Source organism: Paenibacillus sp. MMO-58 (assembly GCF_037146255.1).
Lineage (GTDB): Bacteria > Bacillota > Bacilli > Paenibacillales > Paenibacillaceae > Pristimantibacillus.
Genome location: NZ_JBBCVY010000007.1, coordinates 131,656 through 157,851 on the forward strand (window position 1 = coordinate 131,656; position 26,196 = coordinate 157,851).

At 51.5% G+C, this 26,196-nt stretch carries 22 protein-coding genes; 3 read left to right on the top strand and 19 right to left on the bottom strand.

Translation table 11 applies throughout. The features are described from left to right. The first annotated feature begins 137 nt into the window (after positions 1–137). Positions 138–2,399: an ATP-binding protein gene (locus tag WFJ73_RS20855; protein ID WP_336774875.1), complete on the top strand. Its 2,262-nt coding sequence runs from the start codon at positions 138–140 to the stop codon at positions 2,397–2,399. Here WFJ73_RS20855 and WFJ73_RS20860 read toward each other — a convergent pair. The 5 genes from WFJ73_RS20860 to WFJ73_RS20880 form a co-directional block, all read right to left on the bottom strand. Further along, positions 2,396–3,274, bottom strand: coding sequence for an ABC transporter ATP-binding protein (locus WFJ73_RS20860; RefSeq protein WP_336774876.1), 879 nt, complete (start codon positions 3,272–3,274; stop codon positions 2,396–2,398). The two genes, WFJ73_RS20855 and WFJ73_RS20860, sit on opposite strands and share 4 nt — an antisense overlap. Before the next feature lie 3 nt (positions 3,275–3,277). Beyond that, positions 3,278–6,124, bottom strand: coding sequence for an ABC transporter permease (locus WFJ73_RS20865; protein ID WP_336774877.1), 2,847 nt, complete (start codon positions 6,122–6,124; stop codon positions 3,278–3,280). A gap of 30 nt (positions 6,125–6,154) precedes the next feature. Continuing rightward, positions 6,155–7,177: an efflux RND transporter periplasmic adaptor subunit gene (locus WFJ73_RS20870; RefSeq protein ID WP_336774878.1), complete on the bottom strand. Its 1,023-nt coding sequence runs from the start codon at positions 7,175–7,177 to the stop codon at positions 6,155–6,157. Beyond that, positions 7,155–7,880, bottom strand: coding sequence for an ABC transporter ATP-binding protein (locus WFJ73_RS20875; protein WP_336774879.1), 726 nt, complete (start codon positions 7,878–7,880; stop codon positions 7,155–7,157). Before WFJ73_RS20875 ends, WFJ73_RS20870 begins: the two co-directional genes overlap by 23 nt. Before the next feature lie 188 nt (positions 7,881–8,068). After that, on the bottom strand, positions 8,069–8,626 hold the full coding sequence (locus WFJ73_RS20880; RefSeq protein WP_336775076.1) for a CatB-related O-acetyltransferase: 558 nt from the start codon (positions 8,624–8,626) through the stop codon (positions 8,069–8,071). Positions 8,627–8,822: 196 nt separating this feature from the next. Between WFJ73_RS20880 and WFJ73_RS20885 the strand changes: the two genes are divergently transcribed. Continuing rightward, a complete protein-coding gene (locus WFJ73_RS20885; RefSeq protein ID WP_336774880.1) occupies positions 8,823–9,656 on the top strand; it encodes a lipoate--protein ligase family protein in 834 nt (277 codons plus the stop codon). Positions 9,657–10,209: 553 nt separating this feature from the next. On the opposite strand, the gene WFJ73_RS20890 is transcribed toward WFJ73_RS20885, so the two are convergent. The 14 genes from WFJ73_RS20890 to WFJ73_RS20955 all read right to left on the bottom strand — a co-directional run bounded on the left by WFJ73_RS20890 (position 10,210) and on the right by WFJ73_RS20955 (position 25,378). Then, positions 10,210–10,983 (bottom strand): hypothetical protein, encoded by a 774-nt coding sequence (locus tag WFJ73_RS20890; protein WP_336774881.1) that lies wholly within the window; start codon positions 10,981–10,983, stop codon positions 10,210–10,212. A 59-nt stretch (positions 10,984–11,042) separates the two neighbouring features. Next, entirely contained in the window at positions 11,043–11,792 is a 750-nt protein-coding gene (locus WFJ73_RS20895; protein ID WP_336774882.1) for a GTP pyrophosphokinase, read from the bottom strand. A gap of 111 nt (positions 11,793–11,903) precedes the next feature. Beyond that, the gene (locus WFJ73_RS20900; protein ID WP_336774883.1) at positions 11,904–12,494 is read right to left on the bottom strand and encodes a hypothetical protein; all 591 of its coding nucleotides are present in this window, start codon (positions 12,492–12,494) and stop codon (positions 11,904–11,906) included. Between the two features lie 52 nt (positions 12,495–12,546). Then, a complete protein-coding gene (locus tag WFJ73_RS20905; RefSeq protein WP_336774884.1) occupies positions 12,547–13,419 on the bottom strand; it encodes a PhzF family phenazine biosynthesis protein in 873 nt (290 codons plus the stop codon). Between the two features lie 74 nt (positions 13,420–13,493). Next, positions 13,494–13,937, bottom strand: coding sequence for a threonine/serine exporter family protein (locus WFJ73_RS20910; protein ID WP_336774885.1), 444 nt, complete (start codon positions 13,935–13,937; stop codon positions 13,494–13,496). 19 nt (positions 13,938–13,956) lie between these two features. Next, a complete protein-coding gene (locus WFJ73_RS20915) occupies positions 13,957–14,730 on the bottom strand; it encodes a threonine/serine exporter family protein (RefSeq protein WP_336774886.1) in 774 nt (257 codons plus the stop codon). Between the two features lie 24 nt (positions 14,731–14,754). After that, positions 14,755–16,143, bottom strand: coding sequence for an MATE family efflux transporter (locus WFJ73_RS20920; RefSeq protein ID WP_336774887.1), 1,389 nt, complete (start codon positions 16,141–16,143; stop codon positions 14,755–14,757). A 28-nt stretch (positions 16,144–16,171) separates the two neighbouring features. Next, entirely contained in the window at positions 16,172–17,374 is a 1,203-nt protein-coding gene (locus tag WFJ73_RS20925) for an ROK family protein (RefSeq protein ID WP_336774888.1), read from the bottom strand. A gap of 41 nt (positions 17,375–17,415) precedes the next feature. Further along, on the bottom strand, positions 17,416–18,603 hold the full coding sequence (locus WFJ73_RS20930; protein WP_336774889.1) for a response regulator: 1,188 nt from the start codon (positions 18,601–18,603) through the stop codon (positions 17,416–17,418). Next, a complete protein-coding gene (locus WFJ73_RS20935; RefSeq protein WP_442955974.1) occupies positions 18,581–20,452 on the bottom strand; it encodes a cache domain-containing sensor histidine kinase in 1,872 nt (623 codons plus the stop codon). The genes WFJ73_RS20930 and WFJ73_RS20935 overlap by 23 nt, the downstream gene beginning before the upstream one ends. A gap of 141 nt (positions 20,453–20,593) precedes the next feature. Then, positions 20,594–21,394: a carbohydrate ABC transporter permease gene (locus WFJ73_RS20940; protein ID WP_442955980.1), complete on the bottom strand. Its 801-nt coding sequence runs from the start codon at positions 21,392–21,394 to the stop codon at positions 20,594–20,596. Positions 21,395–21,487: 93 nt separating this feature from the next. Continuing rightward, positions 21,488–22,378, bottom strand: a complete 891-nt coding sequence (locus WFJ73_RS20945; protein ID WP_251653516.1) for a carbohydrate ABC transporter permease — start codon at positions 22,376–22,378, stop codon at positions 21,488–21,490. A 118-nt stretch (positions 22,379–22,496) separates the two neighbouring features. After that, positions 22,497–23,870 (bottom strand): extracellular solute-binding protein, encoded by a 1,374-nt coding sequence (locus tag WFJ73_RS20950; protein ID WP_336774891.1) that lies wholly within the window; start codon positions 23,868–23,870, stop codon positions 22,497–22,499. A 293-nt stretch (positions 23,871–24,163) separates the two neighbouring features. Next, the gene (locus WFJ73_RS20955) at positions 24,164–25,378 is read right to left on the bottom strand and encodes a polysaccharide deacetylase family protein (protein ID WP_336774892.1); all 1,215 of its coding nucleotides are present in this window, start codon (positions 25,376–25,378) and stop codon (positions 24,164–24,166) included. A gap of 178 nt (positions 25,379–25,556) precedes the next feature. Between WFJ73_RS20955 and WFJ73_RS20960 the strand changes: the two genes are divergently transcribed. Next, complete coding sequence (locus WFJ73_RS20960) at positions 25,557–26,186, top strand: NAD(P)-dependent oxidoreductase (RefSeq protein WP_336774893.1); 630 nt, start codon at positions 25,557–25,559, stop codon at positions 26,184–26,186. Positions 26,187–26,196: the final 10 nt, after the last annotated feature.

Genomic DNA, 26,196 nt, shown 5'->3' on the forward strand with positions numbered 1-26,196 from the left:
AGGATGCTCTTTTTCTATTTAACAATTAATCGATTGTTTCGACACAATCCGCTATGTTCCTGTTCTCCCAACTGCGATATACTAGATTCCATATGTAAAATAATCCTATTGCTGTGCACCTTCAGGAGGAATACCGTTTGTCTATCAAGACCAAGCTGGCCTGGTTCATATCGCTTACCGTCATTGTCATTCTTAGCTTAAACTTATCGATTTACTATTTCTCGACCTCTTCCCAATTAAAAAAAGGCGCCGAGCAGCAAATGATCGGCATTGCCAAGCAGATTGGCGAAACCCTGGATGCCGCGCAAAGGTCAAAGCAGCTTATCGAGGATTCCGTCGGCGAGAAGCTTCGGCTCGCCTCCATCTCCGCGCAAGATAAGCTTGATCCGGATATTAACAATATCAGCAACGAGCAGCTCGTCAGATTAAGCCAGGAGCTAGGCGTGGATTATATTACGCTCTGGGCGAAGGACGGGGACGACATAACCGCTCAGAAATCCTCCAATTCAAAGGCGATAGGAGCAAGCTCCAAATCTTTAGGTTACTGGTACACCGCCTTCAGCCAGCTGTTTGAAATGCGCCAGGTCATCATTCCCCAAGGCCAGAAGCTTAATCATTTCTGGTCTCCGCCGATTACGATCATTCCTTCCGATTTGAATGACGTCAACAAATTAGGCTTTTATTATAATGACAAGACCAACTACCTGATTAATCCCATCGTTCATGCCGGGGCGTTTTTTAATCTGGAGAACCTGAAGAGCAGTGATGCCATTGCACAGCAGATTATTGCGGATAACCCTTCGATTCTCGAAATATCCGGGTTCAGCCCGGCTTTTTATAATGATCCCCAAGTTGTTTCCTTGAACAAAAAGGTACCGCCTTACAAGCTGGATAATCAGAGCATGATATTCGGCAGGTACAATTACATCGATCTCCATGACTACACCAATCTGATGAAAGCCGATCAGACCGGCGGGATTGTCACCACAAAAGTAAAGATTCACGGTCATAAAGTTCTGAAGAGCTTTATCCCCATGTCTGGAACAAGCAAATCCGTTATTGTTGTAAATTTCAATTATGCCGCCATTAAGGAGCCTTTATATCATCAGCTTCTTATTCAGATCCTGATCTCGCTTGGCCTGATTGGCGCCGCTATTGCCTGCAGTTCCCTCATTGCGGGATTTATGATCCGGACACTGGAAATGATTATGCAGCGGGTCCACGATATTTCGAGGGGCAACTTTGGCGAACAGATTGAGCTCGACAGCAATAATGAGTTTGGCGCGTTAGCCTCGCAGGTCAACGCCATGAGCTCTAATCTGCACAGTTACCAGACGCAGCTTACCGCTGCGGCCAAGGAGCTTCTCCATACGAAGCAATATTTGGAATCGTTCATCAACAATACCTCCGACGCCATTCATGTCGTGGATCTTGAGGGCAGAACGATAGATGCGAACAAGGCCTTTGAGACGATGTTCGGCTGGACGCTGGCAGAGGCTGCCGGACAAAAGCTGTCCATGTTTACGCCTGAAGTTTTGGCCGAGCTTGTAGAAAAGGGAAAAATCATTCTGAACGGCGGACAGGTAACGGACTATGAAACCGTTCTGTACAGCAAGGACGGGCAACCGGTTGAAGTGAGCATTACGTTGTCCGGCATTCGGGATGAACGCGGATATTTTGTTGCTTACGCATCCATTGCGAGGGATATTGCCGAGCGCAAACGGACGGAAGAGATCATGCGCCGGTCGGAGAAGCTGTCGGTTGTCGGACAGCTTGCGGCGGGAGTCGCCCATGAAGTACGCAATCCCCTTACCACCCTGCGCGGCTTCGTCCAACTGATGCAGAAGGATAGCAGGCTGGACAAGTCTTACCTGAATATCATGCTTTCCGAGCTTGACCGGATCAACCTCATCGTAAGCGAGTTTCTCGTATTCGCGAAGCCGCAGGCCGATCGTTATCAGGAAGCGGATCTGTATGCGATTATGAATGATATTATCGTCCTTCTTGACTCCGAGGCCAATATCCATAACGTTCAGATGATCACTTGTCTGGAGCCCGGCGTTCCGCCTCTTCGATGCGAATCCAACCAGCTTAAGCAGGTGCTTGTGAATGTGATGAAAAACGGCATGGAAGCTATGCCGGACGGCGGCGAGCTGACGCTGGAGCTGGCGCGGGAATCGGAAGAGAACATTCTGATCCGGATCAAGGATCAAGGAGTGGGCATCTCCGAGGAGGATCTAGCGCGGCTGGGCGAGCCTTTCTTCACGCGAAAGGCCGAGGGCAACGGCCTCGGCCTTATGATCAGTCAGCAAATTATCCAGCAGCATAAAGGAACGATCCGATACGACAGCAAGCCCGGCGAAGGGACCTGCGTCGAAATCCGTATTCCCCTTCGTTAACCCTCTTCCGGCGGAGATAGCATAATTCTGCCGTTCTCCAACTGGACCCGCGCCTTGCGATGATCCTTAAATCCGGCCGCCTCCAAATAGCCATGCGGCACTTGGAGGCGGCCTGCTTTGTCCAGCACCGCATACTCGACATGAGATTCGCTCTCCGTCTCATCCTCCGCCAGCTCGGCAAGCTCCTCCATATACGATTTGCGGCGAAGCATCTCCGAGGAGATTTTGCCGTCCCGGATTGCTACAACGCGGTCCACCTTGCGGGCCAGCTCCGGATCATGGGTTACGATCACCACCGTAAGCCCAAGCTCCCGGTTTAGCGTACGGAACAACTCCAGAATTTGCGCCGCCATCCTCGTATCGACCGAGCCGGTAGGCTCGTCGGCCAGCAGCAGCCGCGGATGATTGGCTAACGCAATGGCGATCGCCACCCGCTGCTGCTCCCCGCCGGACAGCTGCTGCAGCTTATGATGGGCACGGTGGGATAACCCCACCGCTTCGAGCAGCTCGCGCGCCCGCTGCTGCTTGCGGCGGCCGTTCAGCAGAATCGGCAGCTCGACATTTTGCTGCGCGGTCAGATAAGGAATCAGGTTTCTGGCGTTATTTTGCCAGACGAAGCCTACGCTCTCCCGCTTATATTTCACGAAATCCCGTTCCTTGAACTTCATCAGATCCTTGCCGTCCACCGTCAGACTGCCTGCCGTCGGGCGGTCAAGCCCGCCTAGCATATTCAGAAGCGTAGATTTGCCGCTGCCGCTGTTGCCGATAATCGCCATCAACTCACCGGCCTCCACATGGAGGTCAAGGCCTTGCAGCGCAAATACTTCCAGATCGTTTGCCTTGTAGATTTTGACCAAACCTTCGCAATGTATCAACGGTTAATCCTCCCCCAGCTTAATAGCCTGATGGATTTTGAGGCGCGAGAGCATGTAGCCCAGAATAATAAGGCCGATCAGAATGGTGGATCCCACGAAGACGTAGATCCGGATCGAGTCAATCGGGTCGACCATCACTTTAAACGGCGGTACCAGCTGCTTCGCGTCAAAGGCATTCTGGAACAGAGGAACAAATAAACGGCTGGCCGTCAGCCCCGTGACCAGACCGATCACAATCGCGGCCCCGGAGGTCAGCATCTGCTCGACCGTCAGCATTCCGATTAATTGGCGCAAGGACAAGCCCATCGCCCGCATAATTCCGTTTTGCAGCATCCGCCCTCGCAGCACCAGCGTCCAATAGAGCAGGAACCCAGCTAAGCTGATGACAAGCGAGATAATAAACCCAAGCGTCAAGGTGCCGTTAACCGCCATCAGGAACGGATCCGATTTGGCCGTAGTCAGCTTGCTCTTCATATCGGAAATATCAACAATGCTTAGCTTTTTGTCTTCGATATCCCGGTACAAATCGTTTACGCTTGCGTCCGGCTTCATCTTCAGCCATACCTGATAAGGCTCAAGCGACAAATAAGTCTGAATCTGCAGGCGGCTTCCCACAATGAGCTTAGGTGCCGGCGTCTCGGCATCCCGCGGATTCGGATTAAAGGTAGGGAAATAATCCACCACGGCATATACGACAAACGGCTGCATATCGATGCCATCCCAGCCTACCCAGATCGTATCTCCGGCCTTCAGCTTATTCTCGTCGGCCAAGGTTTTCGAGATCAGCACCGCATTAGGCGCTGCAGCCATCAGGTTCAAATAATCATAGAACGGATAATCAAGCAATCCGTCGCGGAACCAGGCCGTCTGACCGAATTCGTCCGTATCGATACCAACCAGCTTGGCGGAGCCGGAGCCTTCCTCGGTGCTGTAGGATGCATTGTCATGAATCAGCACTTTTGCCGTGCTCTCGACGCCGGCAAGCTGGGTATAAGGCTCAAAAGGCGGCTCCGAATAGTGGATGACCGGCTTTGTCAGCGTGACGGCCGCCTGTTGCTGCTGCGGCCCTCCTCCCGGATTTTCCGGTGGCTTGTCGTTTGGCCAGTTCGCCTGAAGAACAACGTCCGCCCCGCTCGCATACCGGATCCGGTCTTCTCCGTTATGATTGATGGTGCGGGCGGCGCTTGCGCTAAACATGCCGGTGGCGATCGTCATCATCAGGAATACCATCAGGAACTGATAACCCGCGCTCGAACGTCCGACCTGAATAAGCGTCGCATACATCGAAGGCGGCCACCATTTGCGCCCGACCCAATAGATTAATCGCAAGAAATAAGGGTATACCCTTAGCAGCAGCATACCTCCGCCCAAAATGAACAAGGCAGGCACCGCGAACTGCAGCGGATCGATATGCAGCGCTTCATTATCGAGGCCAAGCGTTTGCAGCGTCTTCATCCGCTCGTGGAAGACTTTAAGTCCGTACAAGGACACGGCAAGGGCAATCACGTCAAGGAACAGCTTATGCCAGAACGGCGTCTGCCGCATGCGGGCCAGCTGCTGCTTATGCCCGACAATCGTGGTTTTGGTCGCAAAAACGACCGGCACTAACATGACGATCAGAGCGGTAACTGCTGCCGCCGCCGCATACAAATAGACCTCGCTGTTCAGATGAACGCGGATGCCGGAGCGCTGAACGAAGGACATAAAACCGTTCGAGGAGCCCAGCACCTTCGTCAGGAACATTCCGAGCGGCGGTCCCGCAGCGACCGCTATCGCGCCAAGCAGCGTATATTCCGCCAGATAGGACAGCATAATCTGCCAGCGGGCGGCACCGCGGCTGCGCAGAACGGCAATTTCGGTCTTCTGCCGGTTCGTAATCAGATTCGATACCATAAAGACGTACAGGCCAAGCATCGCGAGTACGGGAACGTTGAGCGACCACATCAGAATGCGCAAATTATCGGAGCTTTTGAAGTAACGGTCGATAACCTCGACATATTGCGCTTCCAGCGTATAGTGGTAATTGGCTTTTACCTGTGCCTTCATGGTTTCGGCAGCCTTCAGATAACCGTCAATATTGCGGAGCTCCAGATCCTGATATTTCGGTACGATATGCCAAGCATTCGAATTAACAAGCAGGCGGTGCGTCTGAATAAACTCCTTATCCAAAACGTCGCTGCTCATGATCAGGGAACTCGTAAATCCGCTCAAATCCGGAGACAGGAAGAAAAGATCATCGTCCTCTTTCTTCGTCATGATGCCAACCGGCTTTACCCGGACTTCGTTTTTATTGAGATCCTCGAAGACAAACACCGTACCGAGTACCGTACGCAGCGTGTTTAGACCTTTTTCCGTCACGAGCACCTCGTACACGCCGTCTACCGGCTTATCCGCCGGCATCCGACCGTCAATCAGCTTGATATGCTGCTCGAGGTCTTTGACGCTGGTCAAGCTCGTGCGGTATATCTTTTTCTTCTCGCCCGGAGGCGGAGCCTGGTCAAGACTAAGATCAAACGCGGATGTGTATAAATCAGAGGTCTTCTCGATCAGATTCACCGGGATCATCGGAATCACTTTGCCCGTCATAAACCTTTCATTCGCCTGCATCTGCTTGATGCGCTGCTCCGCGTTGTTCACGCCGATATACGTGAATTTCATATTCATCGTGCCCGGGTAAGAGCTCAGCTGCGAGGACTCCAGTTCCTTCACCAGCATGCGGGACAGAATGGCCTCCGTATACGTCGGAATACTGGAGACGAGGCCGACTGTCAGGACAAGTCCGATCAGAAGGCTGAGCTCCAGCCATTTGTTTTGCGTCATTTTGCGCACAATCATGGACAATAAAGCCACAGGTAAGCCTCCACTTCGCGAAAAAAAGAATTAGTTCAGAACGATCGTCTGGCCTTCCTTCAGCCCGCGGACGATTTCCACCTCTGTTGCCGATTGAATGCCTACCTCGACGTCAACTTCCCGCAGGGCTTTCCCGTCCAGCACGCGGACAAACGTACGTCCCAGATAGGAACGTAGCCCGCTCTTCGGAATAAGGACCACATTCTTATGCTCCGTGAGGATGATGGATACGTTCGCGCTCGAGCCAATCTCCGCACCCTCCGGAAGCTTGTCGACATTCACGTATAGCGTGCTGCTGTATTTGGATTTGAGGTCCGGATCGGTTGTCAGCGGCGCGGAGGACGGCGTCTGCACAACCTTGCCCGTCGTTTCGAAATTTTTGCCTGCGGTAATCACCGCATTCATGCCCACCTGGACTTCGCCGATGCTGCCGGCATCGGAAGAGCGATAGGAAAACCGAAGCTTGGTTGGATCCGCCACCCGAACAAGCGTCTGGTAAGGCTGCACGAAATCCCCCTCTGCCAGCTCTTCGACAAAGATGACTTGGCCGTCCATCGTCGCGCGAAGCTTGCTCTGTTCGGCGGTCTGCTCCAGCTTGTCCTGCTTCAGCTGTTCGATCTCCAGCTGCAGCTGGGCAATATGTATTTCTTGCGCATTGCCGCCTTGCTTCGCTTGCTTCAAGGCGTATTCGGCCCGCTCCGCCGCCAGCTTCTGCTCCAGCGTCTGCACATCCAGGCCGTCTACGACAAGCTCGGCTAACAAATCGCCTTTCTTGACCTTATCGCCGGAGGAAACGTACAGCTTCTTCAGCCGTCCGCCCTGCGATTTGAACTGGGCATATTCGCTTGCCGTGGATTCGAACACACCCGAGCCTTTCACTTCACGTCGAATATCGCCCGTCTTCACCTCGTCGGTCGAATAATTCTGCTCCGCCGGCTTGACGAGCGGCGGCTTCAGGGGCTCTTCCTCGCTTGGAATAAGCGAGCAGCCCGCAAGCAAGGACAGGCTAACGGTCAGGGCAAAAGCTAAACTATAATTTCGCAGCTTCAACAATGGTTCCATCCTCCAGTTCATAGACTTCATCCACAATTTCCATAATGGCCGGGTCGTGTGTCGTCATGACGACCGTCATGCCCTCTTCCCGAACAAGATTGCGCAGCACGCTTAAAATATGCAGCCCGGTCCGGCTGTCCAGCTCCGCCGTAGGCTCGTCGGCGAGCAGCAGCTTAGGCTTATGGGCAATCGCCCGGGCGATCGCCGTCCGCTGCTGCTCGCCGCCGGACATCTCGAAGGGGCGGTGATGCATCCGCGGCTTCAGGCCGACGTAGTCAAGAGCCTGCAGGGCCGCTTCCTTCCTCGCCGATGCCGGAACGCCGGCTATCCGCATGGCGAATTCTACGTTCTCGTAAGCGGACATAAGGGGAAATAACGCGAAGGACTGGAAGATCAGCCCCATCTGCGTCCTGCGGATATCGCCCCGCGCCTTGTCGGACAGTCCGCTTAGCGCAATACCGTCGAAATCTACAGTCCCTTCCGTGGGCGAATCCAGTGCCCCGAGGAGATTAAGCAGCGTTGTTTTTCCCGAGCCCGATCTCCCCTTCAAAGCAACCAGGCGTCCGCGCGCAATCGATAGATTAACGCCCTGCAGGACAACAGCAGCGCCGGAACCGCGTCCAAAAGTACGCTTTAGCCCATCCACCCGAAGCAAGGTCTGCTCTTCCGTATAATCCTTGACATCGTGAGCAGAATCCGTCATTCTCCTCAACCCCTTTTTCTTCAGGCATCATCATGCCGTTTATAATGTAACCGCTGTCAAATTCCGTCGTTTCCTTGGATTTTACAGGAACTTACAGAAGGTGTAAATGCTATTTTTATAGGGTATGTAGCAATTTTAATAGAAAACGAAAAAAAGAGCATACCTCCCGGCATGCTCTTCTCTTCCCCCTATTTGCCTAGTCTCGTGCAATAACGGAAGAACGGCTTCAGATTCGCCTGCTGAAGCAGCGGAACGGCCGCTTCAATCTGCTGCACCTCCCAGTCCCACCATTTCACCTGAAGCAGTCTCTCAATAACATCGGGCGGAAAACGGTACTTGATGATGCGGGCAGGGTTCCCGCCAACGATCGCATAAGGAGGTACGTCCTTCGTCACCAGCGCATGCGTGCCTACAATTGCCCCGTGACCAATCGTAACGCCGGACAAAATCGTAGAGTAATGCCCGATCCACACGTCATTGCCGATCGTAACATTGCCATTGGAATACGCGCCTTCCGTAAAATACTGCGTCATGTACGCGGTAAAAGGGAACGAACTGATCCACTCGTAGTGATGATTACCTCCTAGAAATATCGTTGCGGTATTGGATACCGAACAGAACTTACCGATCGTTCCAATCGTATTTTCCGTCCACGACAGCACGATTGGCGTGCCCATCGTAAAGGGCCCGATAAACAGCTTATTGTTAACCTGCCGCGGAGGCAGCGCCTCCAAAATCGTCCTCATATTCGTCACTGCTCAATCATCCTCCGACCTATCAACTTGCCTCGCTTAGGAGCAGTATATTCATAGAGCGCTTGCTCCGTACAGGCTACCCGGCAGGCAGCGGCGGATATATGGCGGTTGCCCGCATCCCTTGTTTTGGCGGGACGGTATCAGTATGATGGGAGTATTGAATGGGTAGGAGAGGAAGATAAGAAAGATGAAATGGAGCGCTATCGAGCAGCTTGGGGATCGGGGGCTTGTCCTGCTGGACCGGATGAACGATTTCTCGGAGGAAGACCCGCTGTATGCCTTCGCCTTGGACGAGCTGCTGTGCAGAAGCACCGGAAGAGGCGGACCGGCTATATGCCATTTGTGGCGCCATCCCCGCGCTTTCATCATGGGACTGCGCGACAGCCGCCTGCCGGGAGCCGGAGCAGCCCGTGATTTGCTGGAAACGGCCGGATGGGACACCGCGGTGCGCAATTCAGGCGGAGCCGCTGTTCCGCTGGATACCGGCATTGTAAACCTGTCGTTAATCTTGCCGAAAAGCGACGTGCTTGATTTCCACTTTCACGACAACTTCGAGCAGATGTACGAGCTCATTCGGCTGGCGCTGCAGGCATCGGGCAGGCAGGTCGACAAGGGCGAGATCAGCGGAGCCTATTGCCCCGGCGATTTCGACCTCAGCATCGGCGGCTACAAATTCTGCGGCATCGCTCAGCGGCGCCAGGTCAATGCGGTCATCATTCAAGCCTTTATTGTGGCGGAGGGCTCCGGCGCGGAGCGTGCCCGGCTGGTCCGCTCGTTCTATGATATTGCGGCAGCGGGCGCGGATGCGGCCGACTTCCCCGTCGTAACGGCGGACAGCACCGCCAGCCTGGAGGAGCTTGCCGGACTTGGGGCGGATGCTTCGCTTGCGTTCGCGGCAGCTGTAAAGCAGGTCATCATGGCCGCCCAGGAAGGCCGCCCAGCGGTGGGCAGCCTTATCCTGCCGACGGCCGAACAGGTCCGCGAAATGGGGGAGACTTTGCATAACCGCTACGCGATATAGCGTTGAAAACGAAAAAAAGACCCTGCGAGGGTCTTTTTTTCGTTTTCATTCGCCGTTTACATGGGCCGTTTGAGTATGTGTACGCCTGAATAAGACCCCAGCAGGGTCTTATCGATGATTCATTCCCCGCTTATATTGCCATTTCAGTGTGTTTACGCCTAAATAAGACCCCGCCAGGGTCTTATTTAGGTTAACATTGACTCATTCGCGATCAATAAGACCCTGCGAGGGCCTTATTTAAATCGATAGCTGTTACATTCGGGGAACTCCAGTTAACTTAAGGCCCCCCAGGGATCTTAAGCACCCTCATACAGACTTTTAAGCCTCACTTAAGATCCTTAAGGGACCTTAACCCACGATAAACCCGCCAATAGGATGCCGCATGCAGCTCCTTGCGTCAACTTAAGGTCCCTCAAGGGCCTTAAACGACCTCGAACGAGCTCGGTCAGCTCACTTAAGGCCCCTAAGGGACCTTAAAAAACGAAAAAACTCATCATCAAACTTCGCGTGGCACCATCGCCCCACCAGCTTTACAGAGCTCGATATAGTCCTCTCAACCCGTAATCTCCAGCTCTTCCCCCAGCAGCTCCTTCAACCTAGGCACTACTACTGTCTTGAAATGCTGCGGATCCCTGGCGGTTATATACAGTACCGCACCTGCATTCTCTTCCGTATAGTTCAGGAAATAACGATACTCCTCCACCGGCTTGTTCTGTTCCACAATTGCTCCGGTAAACCACCAGTCCGTGAGCTCAAATGCACGTATGATTTCCTCTTGTGCGTTGACCCGGTACCACAATATGTTTTTGAAATAAACCGGACGATCGTTAGGCAGCAGCCAGACCGCATTGGTATCAGCCAACCGGCTGTTTACGAAAGATTGCGTAGCCTCACCCTCATCTTCCAGCGTATAAGTTCCATAAACCTCGTACACGGCAGACCCGATTTTTCGCAGCAGCTCTTCATTCAGCTCGTTCAGCGGGACTTCCTGGAAGTACGCCAGCAGCTGGTCCATTACAGCCTGACTCGCCTTCGGGTCACGTTCCGGTGCATAGTGGCGAAGCAATATCGCCTTCACGGCCGTACTAATCGTATGGTCCGGGTCAAGGATAGCACCGGCATGAAACGTCTCCGCCGCGTCCATCATCAGGCTCTCTTTATGCGGATCCTTATCCCGGTCCCAATTCGTATATTGAAACAAGACATCCGTACCCGGCTCGCGAAAAGCTAATATTACCTTGGCCATCGTCCCATAAGCGGCAGGTCCATAGCCTAGTTCATAGCCCTGTTCCAGCCGAAAAGGAAACGAATCTATAATTAACTTCAAACGCTTTTCCTCCTTATAACAACAAAAGTGCCGATAAGCATGTATCGACACTCTACTTATTAATTTTCCGGTTTCTCGCCGATCATCTCGAGCAGCGCGATTGGAATGTTGAACTGCTGATTGTCGATTTGCAGCATGCGGAGCTGCTCCTCGGCATCAATCACGTTGTCTCCCTTAATCTCGCCCATCTCCATGTGCAGACGTTCCATCTGGCGGTCAAGAGCCGTTACCGAGTCAGCAGCGGCCTTCAGCTCCTGCAGCAAACCTTCCGGTACCGCGGCATTGTATTTGTAGAAAATTTTATGCTCCAGGCTTGCCCAGAAATCCATCGCTATCGTCCGGATCTGCACCTCGATGCACACATGCTCCACGCGGTCGGACAGGAAGACCGGCACCTCGATAAGCATATGCAGGCTTTTGTACCCGTTAGGCTTCGGATTCTTGATATAGTCCTTAACCTCAATCACCTTCAGGTCGGACTGTCTCTTCAGCATTTCGGAAATAAGATAAATATCTTTAATAAAAGAGCACGTAATGCGCAGACCCGCGATATCCCGGATATTGTTCTTGATGCTTGGCAGCGAAATCTCCAGATTTTTGCGGACCAGCTTATTCATAATGCTCTCCGGGGATTTCAGCCGGGATTTGGTATGCTCAATCGGGTTATAGTCATGGAGCATTTGAAATTCCTCTTTCAGAATTTCGATCTTGGTCTCCATTTCGTCCAGCGCAAACTTATACGTCATCATAAACCGAGTAATCAATTGTTTCAGTTGTTGGAACTGCGATACACTGCTAAGAAGATTCATGCTTCTTGCCTCCTGGCTCCGGCCGCCTCTTTGTGTGATGACCGGTAGTATTCCTATTCAGTATAACGCCCGCAAGGCCGTAATCGCAATTTTACCGCCTACCAACCGCGCTTAGCCCTCTTTATTCGCGTAGCATATCCCGTTTTTGCATCCGTAGGAATAGATCTCCCCAGTATCCGGGTAGGTCATTCCCTTTCTGTTGAAATCAGAAGGCTCCATCTCATCAATCCTTTGCTTTAAGAGGTAGGCCATCTCGGCAGACAATGGCACATCCTTCATTCCCCCGATTGCAAATCCCGATTGACCCTCATAAGCCGTCAAAATCCAGCTGCTTCCGTCGCTCCTCTGCGCTCTGATAACATAGGTAAAAGCTTGTTCTAAGTTAGTTGACTCCTCATTGGGTTCACCAAACAGGGTCAAAAGACACCCCCTGTATCTAGCTATTGCTTCCGTCTCATACGCATAGCCAACAAGCTGTGATGTCCCCATCGTATCAGCATTCACTTTGGTGAAAGTGACATCTTTAATTAGGCTGGCGGAATTTCTTATCTCCTCTTCAACAGCTTGATTATCATTGAGAATATCTGCCTGAATAACATCGTTGGAGAGTATAGATTGTTCTTTTCCTAAGTATAAGCTTAAAAATATATAGGCCAAGACCCCTACAACAATCGAAAAAAACAGGTATTTTTTTTTGTTCACAGCATACCTCCACCGAACCATTCCTATTGATCCCGTACAGCAGAGTATTCAATTACATCCACTCGCCCTTCGCCACGAGGAACACTTTGCCGCCTATCTTAATCTCGAATTCCCCGTTCTTCTTCGAGGCATCAATCAGCAGCAGGGAGTCCCGTCCAACGGAGTAACCTTGCTCTACCCGAAGCTGGATATCGCTTGCGCCAAGCACCTCATGCTCCAGCAGATAACCGGCCAGATTGCCGTTTGCGCTGCCAGTTGCCGGATCCTCGTAATACCCGGTATCATTCACAAACACACGGACATGAAGATCGTTAGCCTCATGCACCGTTTCTTCCGTGAACACAAGAAGGTTGGCATCCGCTGTATCCTTGAGGAACTGCCCGAACTTCTGATGATGGATGGAGCAGCGCTTTACCGCATCCAGCGTCTTCACGGGTACGATAACGGAAGGCAAACCCGTTGAAGCGACCCGGATCGGCAAGTCTGCAGCTAGATCTTCCACGTTGATCTGGAGGATGTCCGCGATAACCGACGGATCAACAACCTCGCCAAAGGCCGGCTGCTTCTGCGTCATCCACAGGACGGGATTCTCCCCTTCTTCAAACGAGACGGGAATCTGACCCACGCCAAGATTCAACCGAACAGGCTCCTTCCCTTCCTTCTCGTACAGATGCCGAATGACATAGGCCGTCCCTAGCGAAGGATGGCCCGCAAACGGAATTTCCGCGTCAGGCGTAAAGATGCGAACGTTATAACCCCCGTCAGCCAGCTTATCCGACATAATGAAAGTAATCTCGGAGTAATTGAACTCCATCGCAATCTGCTGCATTTCGGAAGTCTCGAGCTCTCTGTCCGGCAGCAGCACCGCCAATTGATTCCCCTGATATTTCCGTTCCGCAAACACATCCACCATATAAAACTGCATTCAACTTCCTCCTCCCGAAAAATGAGAAAAGAACGCCTCCGCCTCATGCGCGGACACGCCCTCCTATTTACAACCTATAACCGCTCCAAACGGCGGATCGTCTGGTTGACCACCTCTGACAAAACGAGACCAATCGCAATCGTGCCCGAAATCATAAAGGCTTTGACGCCAAGCTGAACCGCGACATCATAGTCGTTCTCCACGACCCTGCGCATCGCATCGTAAGCGATGCCGCCCGGCACAAGCGGGATAATGCCCGCAACGCTAAATACGATAATCGGCGTCTTGTACAGCTTCGCGAACAGCTGGCTGATCACGGCTACGATAATGACGGCAATCAGCGTAGCCGGAATCGTCTCCAGTCCCATTTCCGTGCAGGACCTGTACAACAGCCAGCCTACCATTCCAACAACGCCGCATTGGGGAAGCATCTGTCTAGGCGAGTTAAAAATAAGGCCAAACGCCGCCGATGCAATAAAGCTTGTAACCGCTTGTTCGATCCACAACACTCCCGACATGCCCGTCCCCTCCTCGACTTTAGTAAAATGACAGCACCGCCGCGATGCCCGCGCCGATGGCAAACGCCGTCAGAAACGCTTCTACCCCTTTGGACAGTCCCGACACAAGATGGCCAGCCATCAGGTCGCGCACGGCATTCGTAATATGCAGACCGGGCACCAGCGGCATAACGGAGCCGATAATGACGGTATCCATATTAAGGGCTAGTCCGCTTTTTACAAGCAGAATCGTTACCCCGCCAAGAATCAAGGAAGCTACAAACTCCGCAAACAGCTTAACCGGCACCAGCCGGTGCAGCAGCACCATGCTGCCGAAGCCTAATCCTCCCGCCAGGACAGCCGCCAGAAAGTCATGCCACGGGCCGCCGAACATAACGAGGAAGCAGCCGCTCGATACCGCGGCCACAAGCACCTGCAGCCAGGTGGGGTAGGCGAAGGACAACTCGTCGATCTCCGTCAGCAGGCGGTGAGCCTCGCTCACCTCCAGCTTCCCCTGACTGATGCGCCGCGATATATCGTTCACTAACGTCACCTTGCGCAGGTTTGTCGATCGCTCCGAGATGCGAATCAGTCTAGTGGTCGGCACGGAAGCGTCCATCGCAAACAAAATGCCGGTTGGCGTGACATAGCTCTGCGCACCCGAAATACCGTAAGCAGCGGCGATCCGCACCATGGTATCCTCCACACGGTACGTCTCGCCGCCGTTCTGCAATATGATTTTGCCTGCAAGCAGGCAGGTCTGCGCGATGAGATGATAAGAATGAATGGGCTGCTCCATTGCAGTAGAAGTCATAGCTTAATTCTCCTTATGCCAATGTTACGTAGCGGTCGTCACCGGTTGATCCGCGGGAGCCCGCTTTACGAGCGCATGCTTCTCCCACGCCCGGCTCCGCCAGCGGAAGAACATCGCAAAGGCCCGCAGCCATTCATCTGCCGCAATCGCAAGCCAGATTCCGGGAAGGCCCATATCAAGCTGGAACACGAAGAAGTAACCAAGCGGGAGGCTCATGCCCACCATCGACACCGTACCCGCCCATAACGGGAACTTGGCGTCCCCGGATGCGCGAAGCGAGTTCACGAGAATAATGTTGATTGTGCGGCCCGTCTCCAGTATAACGCTGTAGAGCAGGACGTTTGCGCCCAGGCGGATAATTTCCGGATCGTTCGTGAACATCGTCATCAGTTGCTCGCGGAAAATCATTACCACCGCAATCATCACCGCGGTCGATGCGGAAGCCCAACCCGTACTGTACCATACCCGGTAATAAGCATCCGTCTGGCGGCCAGCGCCGATCATCCGGCCTACGATAATCGATGTGCCTAATCCAATCGAGAAGGCCATTAAATAAATGAACTGCGAGACATTAGCCGCATATTGACGAGCGGCAAGCGATTCTTCGCCAAGGAAGGTCGCATAATACAGGAAGACCATCTGGCAGCCTTGATACATGACCTGCTCAAGAGCGGACGGAATGCCGATTTTTAATATTTTGCCAATATACGACTTGGATAATGTGAAATAATAGCGAATCTTTACGCGAACTTCCATCATGCGATACAGCATCCAGAAGAAAACGACCAGCGCCAGCGCCCGGCTGATGACCGTTGATACCGCCGCACCGTGAACGCCCATCTGCGGGAATCCGAAATGCCCGAAAATCAGCGCGTAGTTGCCGATCAAATGGATGATATTCATGCCCAGCGAGACGAACATCGCTTCCTTCGTGAAGCCATGCACCCGGATAATCGCCGACACGGAATTAATTAACGCCTGCAGGAAAATAAACCCGCCTACGAAGGACAGATAAGACTTCGCATGCTCCAGCACTTCGCCGTGCAGGTTCAGGCTCTGCAGGATCAGCCCGTTAGAAATCACAAACACGATGCTCAATAAAAGGCCAACAATCAGGTTCAGCGTAATGCTAAGCGCCGAAATTTGGGCGGCTTCCTTCATCTGCCTCGATCCGATATATTGCGCAACAACGATCGAAGCGCCGTTGCCGATAACCTCGAGCACCAGCAAAGCAATAAACAGGTACTGATTGGAGGCGCCCACGCCAGATACCGCATTATCCGAGATTGCGCTCAGCATAAAGGTATCGGCAAGCCCCATCAACATAAATAACAATAATTCCAGAAAAATCGGCCATGTCAGAAATAAGAGATTAAACTCCTTCGATGGCTTCCCCGCTTGTGCGGCCGTCATGATGCACCTCTTCTTAAGTCAAATTCTTCTACGGCAGCTGCTTTAGCACCATCACGGCCGCACCGGCCGCAACAGCTTCTTCCTTAAGCAAACCTTTCGAGAACAACGGCTTATACTGCGGATAATAATACGTATGGCTTCTTGCTACCTCCACCGCCGTCTCAAACACGCTTTCGTGCGCATTAAGAAGCGCTCCCCCCAGAATGACCTTCTCCGGATGCAGCACGTTAATCAAATTCGCTAACCCGATTCCAAGATAAGCAGCAGCCTGCTTAAATTTCTCCTGCACCATTATATCACCGGCCGACAGGGCGTGGAGCAGTTTTTCGAAACTCCAAATTTCGCCGCTGTCGCTGTCGCTGCCGCTGCCATGGACCTCCCGGCCATGCGGAAGTGCTCCCGCCAAGGCCAGACCGCGTACCTCGTTCTCGATGGCATGAACCGACACAAAAGACTCCAGCGACCCGTTAATCGTGCCGCTAGGCTGCGAGAGGTCGCCGGCCTGAATAATCATTCGGCCGATCGCCCCTTCCATATCGGTTGCTCCGTATACCAGCTGGCCGTTCGACATAACGGCCGAGCGGAGACCGGCGCCCACATGCACGTACAGCATATGCTGATAGTACTCGCTTCTCAGCGCCCAATGCTCTCCCACAAGCGCCGTATTCGCGCCGTTGTCGAGCAGAACCGGAAACTCCAGCCGTTCCTCCAGCAGCTCGCAAATCGGCAGGTTATGCCAGCCCTGGGCAGGAAAATAAACGGGATCCAGAATAAGACCCCGTTCACGGTCAAGCGGACCTACCGCTCCAACGCCCATTCCGACAATGCTGGACGGCAGCAGGCTATGTTCCTGCAAGAACTGAAGAACGGCCTCCTGCACCAGGTTAAGAAATACGTCCGGCGTCATGCTCTCATCCATCTTCCAGCGTATGGCCGACATCCGGTTCATATGCATGTCGTATAGACCGATGGAGGAGTAGATCCGGGAGATCTCGAGTCCAAACAAATAGCCGTAGGTTGGATTCGTCTCGTAGAGAATGGGTCTTCTCCCGCCGGTAGAGCTGCCGCGCCCATGCTCGCGCAGCTTGTTTGCTTCAATCATCTCATCCAGCAGCCGCGTCATGGAGCTGCTTGGCATCGAGAATTCCTTTATCAGCTCAGCGCGCGATACGACGCCTCGCTGAGCAATGTAGGTATAGACCAGATTGGCCGGTGTCTTGGTAATGGACATAGGACTCCTTCATCTACCCGAATGAGTGTTTTTCAATAAGATTACAACGGTTTTTCAATACCGTCCATCCGGTGGCGCTGACGGAATTCCGACGGCGTCTCTCCGTACTTCTTGCGGAACAGCTGCGAGAAATGGCGCATGTCCTGATAACCGATCCGCTCGGCAACATCCGCAAGCTTCAGCTTGGGATTCAGCAGCATCTGCTTGGCTCGTTCCAGCCGCAAGCCGATAACATATTCCTTAAAGCCCGCTCCGGTCTTCTGCTTAAACAGCTGGCTGAAGTATACCGGATTCAAGTATACGATAGCCGCGACCTTCTCAAGCGATAGATCGGCGTGATAATGGGTTCGGATATATTGCAGGGCAACCTCAATGGATTGGTCGCTTCCGCTTGCGTAATGCTCATACACCTGCGTTGACGATGCCTGCCTCATCCGCTGCACTTCTCCCGGTACGGCATCGATATCTTCAATTCGGTCGGTATGCATGATCTGGAACGGCACGCGCAAATACTTGATCAGATGCGTGCGCAGCTCTTCCAGTAAACTTGTGATCGTTCCGCCCTCCGGAAGCGTAACAAGGCCAAGAAGGCTCTTACTGTCGTAAATCGTGACAAACCCTTGGCCATGCTTCTCGATCAGCTCGCCCAGCACGTTTTCGATCATGAAATGCTCAAGCTGAACAACCTTATCGCTCTCCATCTTAACCATAATCAGGTTAAAATGCGGATGGCTGTCCATAAACGGCGTCATATCGAAGCGTCCGATATCAAGTCCTTGGGCCCAACGCTGAAAAACCGCCTCCCGCAAATAGTTGCGGTTCAGCTTCAGTAGATCGGCCTCCTCCGTCAGCTCCCGCTCTTGCTCGATCTCCCCGCTGATCTTCTCGATCATCTCGGCCAGCACTTCCTTGCCGATTGGCTTAAGCAGATAGTCCTTCGCTCCAAGGCGTACGGCCTCCTGTGCGTAGCTGAACTCCGAATAGGCGGAGATTACAACCCATTTCACCCGCGGATACATGCTGCGGGTCAAATTCATCAGCTCAAGGCCGGTCATGCCCGGCATCAAAATATCCGTAAGCACAATATCGATCCGGTGCTTGCGCAGCTGGGCAACCGCTTCTTCCGCGTTGACGGCCAGATAGGTGCTGTATGCCGGAAACCGGTTGTTTAATGTCCGCTGGATGCCTTCCCGTATAACGTTCTCGTCATCCACGATTAATATGTTCATCGCCCATTTTACCTCCTCTAGCAGGCAGTGGTATTGCGATAATAACCGTCGTTCCTTTTCCTGATTCGCTTGAAATCCGCAAGCCATAGGGCTCGCCGTACAACAGCACAATGCGGCGGTGCACATTCGGAAGGCCAATTCCTCTTCTGCCTCGCCCCTGCTGCGCGGCATTGTAGTTGCGGCCGGGACTAGAGTCCTCAAGCATGGCCTGCAGCTTCTTCAGTTCCTCTTCATCGATGCCAACGCCGTTATCTTCAATAACGATACGCAGTTCATTGGCTTCCTCATCGGCTATTGTCGATACTCTCAGCAGTCCCGGACGGTCGAGAGGCTCAAGGCCGCTCTTCACCGCATTTTCGATGACGGGTTGAATCGTCATCTTCGGAACGATAGCATCAAGCCATATATCGTCCACCTGAATTTCGGTGCTTACGCGCCCGACCAGACGGTTTTCGATAATCGTCATGTAATGCCTCATTTGCTCCAGCTCCTGGCGGAGTGTCGTCTTCGAGGCCTCCTCCCAGTCGCTGCTGTAACGGAACATGTGGGACAGCGACAAAATAACGCGTCCCAACCGGTCATTCTCCCGCTCGTCCAGCATCCAATAAATCATATCCAGCGTATTGTACAGGAAATGCGGGTTCACCTGCGATTGCAGGGCCTGCAGCTCCGCGTTTTTTTCGCTAATGGAGGATAGAGTGATCCGTTCAATCAGCTCGTCGATCCGATGAACCATCCGGTTAAAGGATGAGACCAGGCTGTTAATTTCCTCGAACGATTTAACGTTCACCGCACCCCTGAAATTACCGAGCTCCACCTGCTTCATCTCCCTGATCAGAAGCTTTAGCGGCGAAGAGATGTTGCGCGAGATTAACGTCGCCAGCATCGTCGAGAGCAGAATGACGGCAATAATGACGGCAAGCAGATACAGTCTCGTCTGAACAAGCTCTTCGCTGATGTCCGTCTTTGGCGTCAGCCCGAATACCGTCCACTCCGCAACGGCTGTTTTGGCAGCAACAATTAATTGACTTGTCTTATTATCAACAACGATCTCATTACCCTTAGGTCTAGGCAACCCATTAAAAGAAGGTACCGCCTGCGACTCGCCAGTTGGCTCCATCGACAAATCATCCTGATTTTTATCCGTCGATGCGATTACGCCATTGTTCTTATCAACAATAAATACCCGGCTGTTTGGGCTGATCGACGCGTTAGACAAGGCCGATAGAATCGGATTCGGATCCGACTCGATCAGGACAATACCAACTGGCTTATAATTATTAAGATCAAACAGCTGACGTCCAAATACAAATACAGGCTCTGGCAGCATGCTGTTAATAACCGAGCCTTTCATCAAGCCAAGCCATACCATTTCGCCTTTTGAATTTTTAAGCTTGCTGTACCAATCGGCAGACGTGTAATCCTGATTGACTAGGCCGGCGAACCGCCGTTCATAGTTGTACAGCTTTCCGCCATTGGTCATGACATGGATGCCTATAATATCATCTCGCGAAAAGTATGCGGCTCCAATAATATTCGTAATCGCCCGTTCATTCATGACACTGACGCTTATATTCTTCTCATTGTCTGCTTCCTTAAGCAGTCTGGTCAATTCATAGTTACTGTTAAGTGATTTGGTCACGCTGTCATATCCCTCGAGAAGCAGATCAAATAACCCTACCGTTTGGGAAACGTTCTTCTCCGCAAGATCACTGATCTTTGAATGAATAATCTGGGTTGTCTTCTGATAATAGAGGAAGCTGACCAAGATGAGCAGCGTCATCATCGATGAAAACAGCAATAAAAACAACCGATTCTGTATAGAGTGCATTCCGTGATAACGCGCCAACTCTGGATCCTCCTAAAAGAATAATGCTCATTCCCTCATTGTAACACATGGCGAAACGGTTGCGCTGACCTGTGGCAGCGTAACCGTTTCGTATAGTAAAAATCTACAATTGCTAAAAATTCAAAAAAGCGGGGAAGGGGATTAACCCTTCACCGCGCCTGCTACCATACCTTTTGTGATCTTATCTGCGAGCAAGAAGTAAATAATGATAACCGGCAATGCCCCAAGCACGAGGAATGCGCCGATCGCTCCGTAGTTTACCGAATACTGGCTGACGAAGCTGTATACCCCGAACGGCAATGTTTTCAATCGTTCGGACGAGATAAAGGTTGCTGCCAGGATGTACTCGTTCCAGATGTTGATGAAGGTCAGAATACATACCGTCATCATCGGTGGAACCGATACCGGCAGGATAATGTTCCAGAATATCCGGAAGACGCCTGCTCCGTCCACGATTGCCGATTCTTCAATTTCATTAGGAATCGACTTCATGAATCCGCTTAGAATAAATACGGCAATTGGCGTCTGGAATGCAATGTAAGGCAGTATGAGCGACCAATGCGTATTCAGAATATGCATGTTCTTGAAGATAATCATCAGCGGCAGCAGTGTCGCCTGCATCGGAATCATCATCCCGATCAGGAAGAGAACCATAACCGCCTGACCGTATTTCCACTTGAAGCGGCTGATGGCAAACGATACTAGCGAGCTGAGGAACAAAACGCCAACCATGGTTATCAAGGTAACCTTCAAGCTATTAAGCAGATATTTAACGTAATTGCCCGACTCCATCGCAGCACTATAGTTGCCCCACTGTAGAGCATGCGGCAGAGCAAAGAATTGGCCGGACAAAATTTCTTCGTTAGTCTTTAACGAGTAGATAGCCAGCCACAAGAGCGGATACAATTGGGTGACAATCAGAGCTGACAGAAGAATCCACATCAATATTTTCCCGATCGAAAATTTTCTTTGCGGCTTTATTCTTGGCAGCACTGCCGTAGTTGTACTTTGGCTCATAGTCGTATCCCTCCTTCGTTACGTGTATTTCCGTTCCAGACGGTTGAATCCATAGTTGATGACCACTGTTGCTACAAGACAGACTACAACCAGAATGGCTGCAATGGCACTTCCGTATCCGTATTTCATCGACAAGATTGACATTCTGTACATATGCGTCGCGATAACGTCCGTTGCGTTACCAGGACCGCCGCCTGTCATAACCATAATCATGTCGAACGATTGCAGCGAGCCGATAAAGGCAAGGACAATCGAAATCTTGAAGATCGGAACGTTCATTGGCAATGTAATATACCAGTCAGCTTTCAAGCCTTCAGCGCCATCAATTTTGGCTGCCTCATAAATATCCGACGGAATGTTCTGAATACCCGTAAACTGGATGAGAGTGTGATAACCAAGGTATTGCCACAAAGCAACGAAGTACAAGCTGTACATCGCGATATCTGGATCCGTCAACCACTGCTGGGACCAGCTGTGCAGGCCTACCCAGTCAAGCACCTGGTTAAGCATGCCGCCCATGGACGCAGGGTTGTAGATTGTTTTCCAAAGTTGTCCGATAATAACAACCGACAAAATTACCGGCATAAAATAACTGGATACAAGGAAATTCGGCTTCTTTACGAAGCGGCTAAGCAAGATTGCGACAAACAAAGCGATTGGAATTTCAAGCATAGAAAATACAGCAAACATTAGGGTATGGCGTACAGCTGGCCAAAATACGGCATCATGGAACAACAATTTATTGAAGTTGTCCAGACCAATAAATTTTGATGAGCCGATCCCGTTCCATTCAAGCGTGCTGGTATACAAGGAAACGATGATTGGAACAAAAACCAGACAGACATAGAGTATCAAACACGGCAGCACGAACAGCGCTATCGTTAATTTCGAAACCTTCAGTACGTTCATCTCGTGTGCCCTCCTATCTTTTAGCTATTTTTTCAACATCCGTACAAAAGGGGTTCCTGGGAGAGAACCCCTTTCGCACAGTGTGCAGCTTTTTATATTTCTATCTTTTGTTTAATGATTATTTATTGCTTTCGTAAGCAGTTTGGTGCTCTTTAGCAACTTCAGCCGAATCTTTCTTCTGAACGAAGATGTTTTGGATAGAAGTCAAGTGACCTTGGGAAGTACCAGGGTTCATTGTGTTATCGAACGACAGGTCGCCGCCTTTAACATCTTTGAACAGGTCCAGTACATTGATCGCCATGTCGGAGTAACCAGCAGCTTTGAAGTCGCCGTCAACTTTTTGAGCAAGACCTACAGCGCCTTTAACCGCGAATGCTTCTTTAGGGAAGTTCAGCATGAAGTAGTTCAGGAAATCTTTTGTTTCTTGCAGGTGTTTGCTGTCTGCAGAGATCGCGAATGCGGAACCTGGAGCAAGCATGAATTGGTTAGGGTCGCCTTTGCCGTTTACCGTAGGGAATTTGAATACGCCTACTTTATCCTTCAGAGCTTCGGATGTTTCGATACCGCCAGTTGCCCACGAACCCATGTAGTACATTGCAGCTTTACCCGTTTTGAAAATGTTCTCGCCAGCGTTATAGTCGAACGATGTAACGCCTTCTTGGAACGCTCCTGCTTGAATCAGGTTTTGCATAGCGTCTACAGCTTCAACGAATGCTGGATCTTCGAATGTTTTCTTGCCAGCTACAACATCAGACAGGAAGCCAGGGCCGCCGTTTGTGCGAAGCAGGATGTTCATGAACAGGAACGAACCCGTCCAAGTATCTTTCTCACCGATTGCCATTGGCTGGATGCCTTTAGCTTTCAGGGTTTTAACGTCTGCGATCATTTCTTCGAATGTTGTTGGCGGGTTAGCAATGCCAGCTTGTTGGAACAGATCTTTGTTATAGTAAACTACGCCGATGTTGTTACCGTCCGGCAATGCGTACAAGTTATTGTCGAATGTATAGAAGTCAAGAACGCCGTCTTGGAATGTATCCTTCAGGCCGTTTTGCTCAACCATGTCGTTCAGCGGTGCAAACAGTTTTGCATCAACGTAAGGCTGCATTTGAGCTGCCGGGTTAACGATTGTGATGTCCGGCACTTCATGCGAGGCTGCTTGCGTTTTGAGCTTTTGTTTTTGTTGGTCCGTATTCAGGGAGTCCAGCTCGATCTTCACGTTTGGATGATCAGTTTCGTATTGTTTTACGATCTTTTTCATCATGCCGTTTTTCGGATCCGTTGGATCTGGATAAATGTTCTGGAAAGTAATCGTAACTTTCTCGTTGCTAGCCGGCTTTTCTGTAGCCGCGTTAGTCGCTCCCGCATTGTTGGAAGCGCCAGAGTTGGCATTTTTGTCGCCGTTATTGTTACTCGAGCCGCATGCTGTCAAGCTGATTGCCAAGGAACCTGCAAGTACAAGACCAAGAACGCTCTTCATATTCATTTTAGCCATTTGTTTATCCCCCTTGTTTGTGATGCTTTTATTATCTTGAAATCTGCAAACCCTTACAATGTGTGAACTTAGGATATCAGGTAGGTTTTCTTTAGGTCTTGAGATTCCCCACCTTGAAAAACCCCACTCGAATACTGTCGAACTTTACTGAACCGTGCGGTTATTATTTGTTGCTTCCTGCCTCGAAATCCCTTCCGGAACGATTGCCAGGTTATGCGTTGACTGAAAAAAGAGCTGCATCCCGGGTCCGGTTGACCGAGGGATGCAGCTCTTCCATTTGAGACTCCGTTCATTTAAGCCGCCGTAATTTTGTATTGCTTCTTATGCTTGCTCCAGCTGAACTTCATGCCTTTCATCTTGCAGTACTCCTTTAGCGGAATCATTACTCCATTAGGTCCTTTGTAGGGCTGCTCCGTAAAAGCCGCAGTCTTGCCGTCCATATGAACCATAACCGGAGCATTGTCCAGATCCAGCGCCTTCAGCTTCTCCAACAGCTGTTTGGCCGACTCCCCTTCCCTTGCTCCGTTCACGCGGAAGCCGTTTGTCTGCCCGCGGCCGTTGATCCCTTCCTTAACCGTAAAGGACAACGAAATACCTACTTCCTTCAAAATATCCAGTACTTCCGCATTATAAGCCCCGTAAGGAAACGCGATAATGCCCTTTGTATTTCCAAGCTCCGCTTTCAAGTGCTGCTCCGCTTTCTCGAGATCCGTCTTCACGCGGGTATGGTATTCCTCGTCCGTCTCGACACGCTGCTCTTTCTTCAAATATTGGTGGCGGGTCAGAACGGGCTTCGTCAAGCCGTCGGCGCGCATAACGCCGTATTTGTGGCTGTCGTAAGTATGGTTATAGAAGGACATGCCGGACTTTTGCATCTCGCGCATCTGGGTCCAGGTCATCTTCGGACGGCCGACCTGCTTCGGTTTGTCCGCATTGTCCGCTCCGGAGACAATCACGAAGTTAACTGCCGGATAGTTGTGCTGCTTCAGTACCGGAAAGGCCTTCGTATAGAAGCTCTCATAACCGTCGTCAAAAGTCAGCAGTACCGCATTATCCGGCACATTGCCTTTATTCGCGATAAAATCCGCATATTGATCGATGGAGATGACATGGAATCCGTCTGCCTTCAGCAGTTCCATCTGCTCCTTGAACACATCTAGCGAAATAGCCGATTCCGCCTCCGCGTTATTGGTTTTCTTCGCCGTCTTATCCGATATATCATGGTACATGAGTACGGCAACCTTATCCGAATAGTAAATTCCGTTTGCTCCCGGATTCTCCAGCGTCCATTCCAGCTTGGATTTAAAGGTCGACTCCAGGAATGCAGCGGGCACCATCGGTTCGCCGTCAACTAGATCCACGGCAGGCGGCTGCTTGAGCTTCTCGCCGTTGACATAGAAGCTGACCGGTTTATTGCTTTCCGGCACGGAACAAGCAACAGTTAGGAGCCCTAAACAAATGAGCAACAGAATAACATTGGTCCAAAGAGCTACACGAACACGAATCATTAACTTACTTCCCCCTAAATAAACAATCCATTTCATAGTTTTACAAATACTGGACGTGATTAGACAAAAAAAATATCCGCGATCTACTACAACTACTAAACGCAGTATATGGCTGGAATGTTGCTCCATTATGATAATTTTTTAATGGTACAATTCATTATATAGGGAGGGGAATGAAATGAAAATCGCAATTTTCGGGGCAACCGGCCGTGTTGGGCGTATTGTTACGGCTCTTGCGCTACGCGACGGTCATACGGTAAAAGCTCTTGTGCGGACGCCGGATAAAATAAAGGAGCTGGCGGACAGCTCGCCCGGACTGACACTCGTGGAAGGGAATGCGGCTTCCGCCGAGGCCGTCGCCGAAACCTTATCCGGGGCAGATGCCGTCATCAGCGCATTAAGCACCGACGGCGGCTCCCTCTTATCGGACAGCTTCCCGCTTATCCTCGAAGCCATGAAACGGCTTGAGGTCAAAAGGATCGTCGCCATTGGCACGGCGGGAGTACTGGATAGCCGGACTGAACCCGGCTTGCTGCGGTATCAATCCAGCGAATCAAGAAGAACGCTCACCCGGGCCGCCGAGGAGCATCATGCGGTGCTGCGGCTGCTGGAGGAATCATTGCTCGATTGGACGCTGGTCTGCCCGACTTATTTGCCGGATGCTCCGGCCGTGGGAGGTTACCGGGCAGAGCGCGGCTACCTGCCGGAGAATGGGACCCGGATTACGACAGGCGATACGGCCGAATTCGCCTATATGCAATTGTTTAGCAGCCAGTATGTAAGAATGAAGGCGGGTATTGCCTATTAATAGAAAAAGC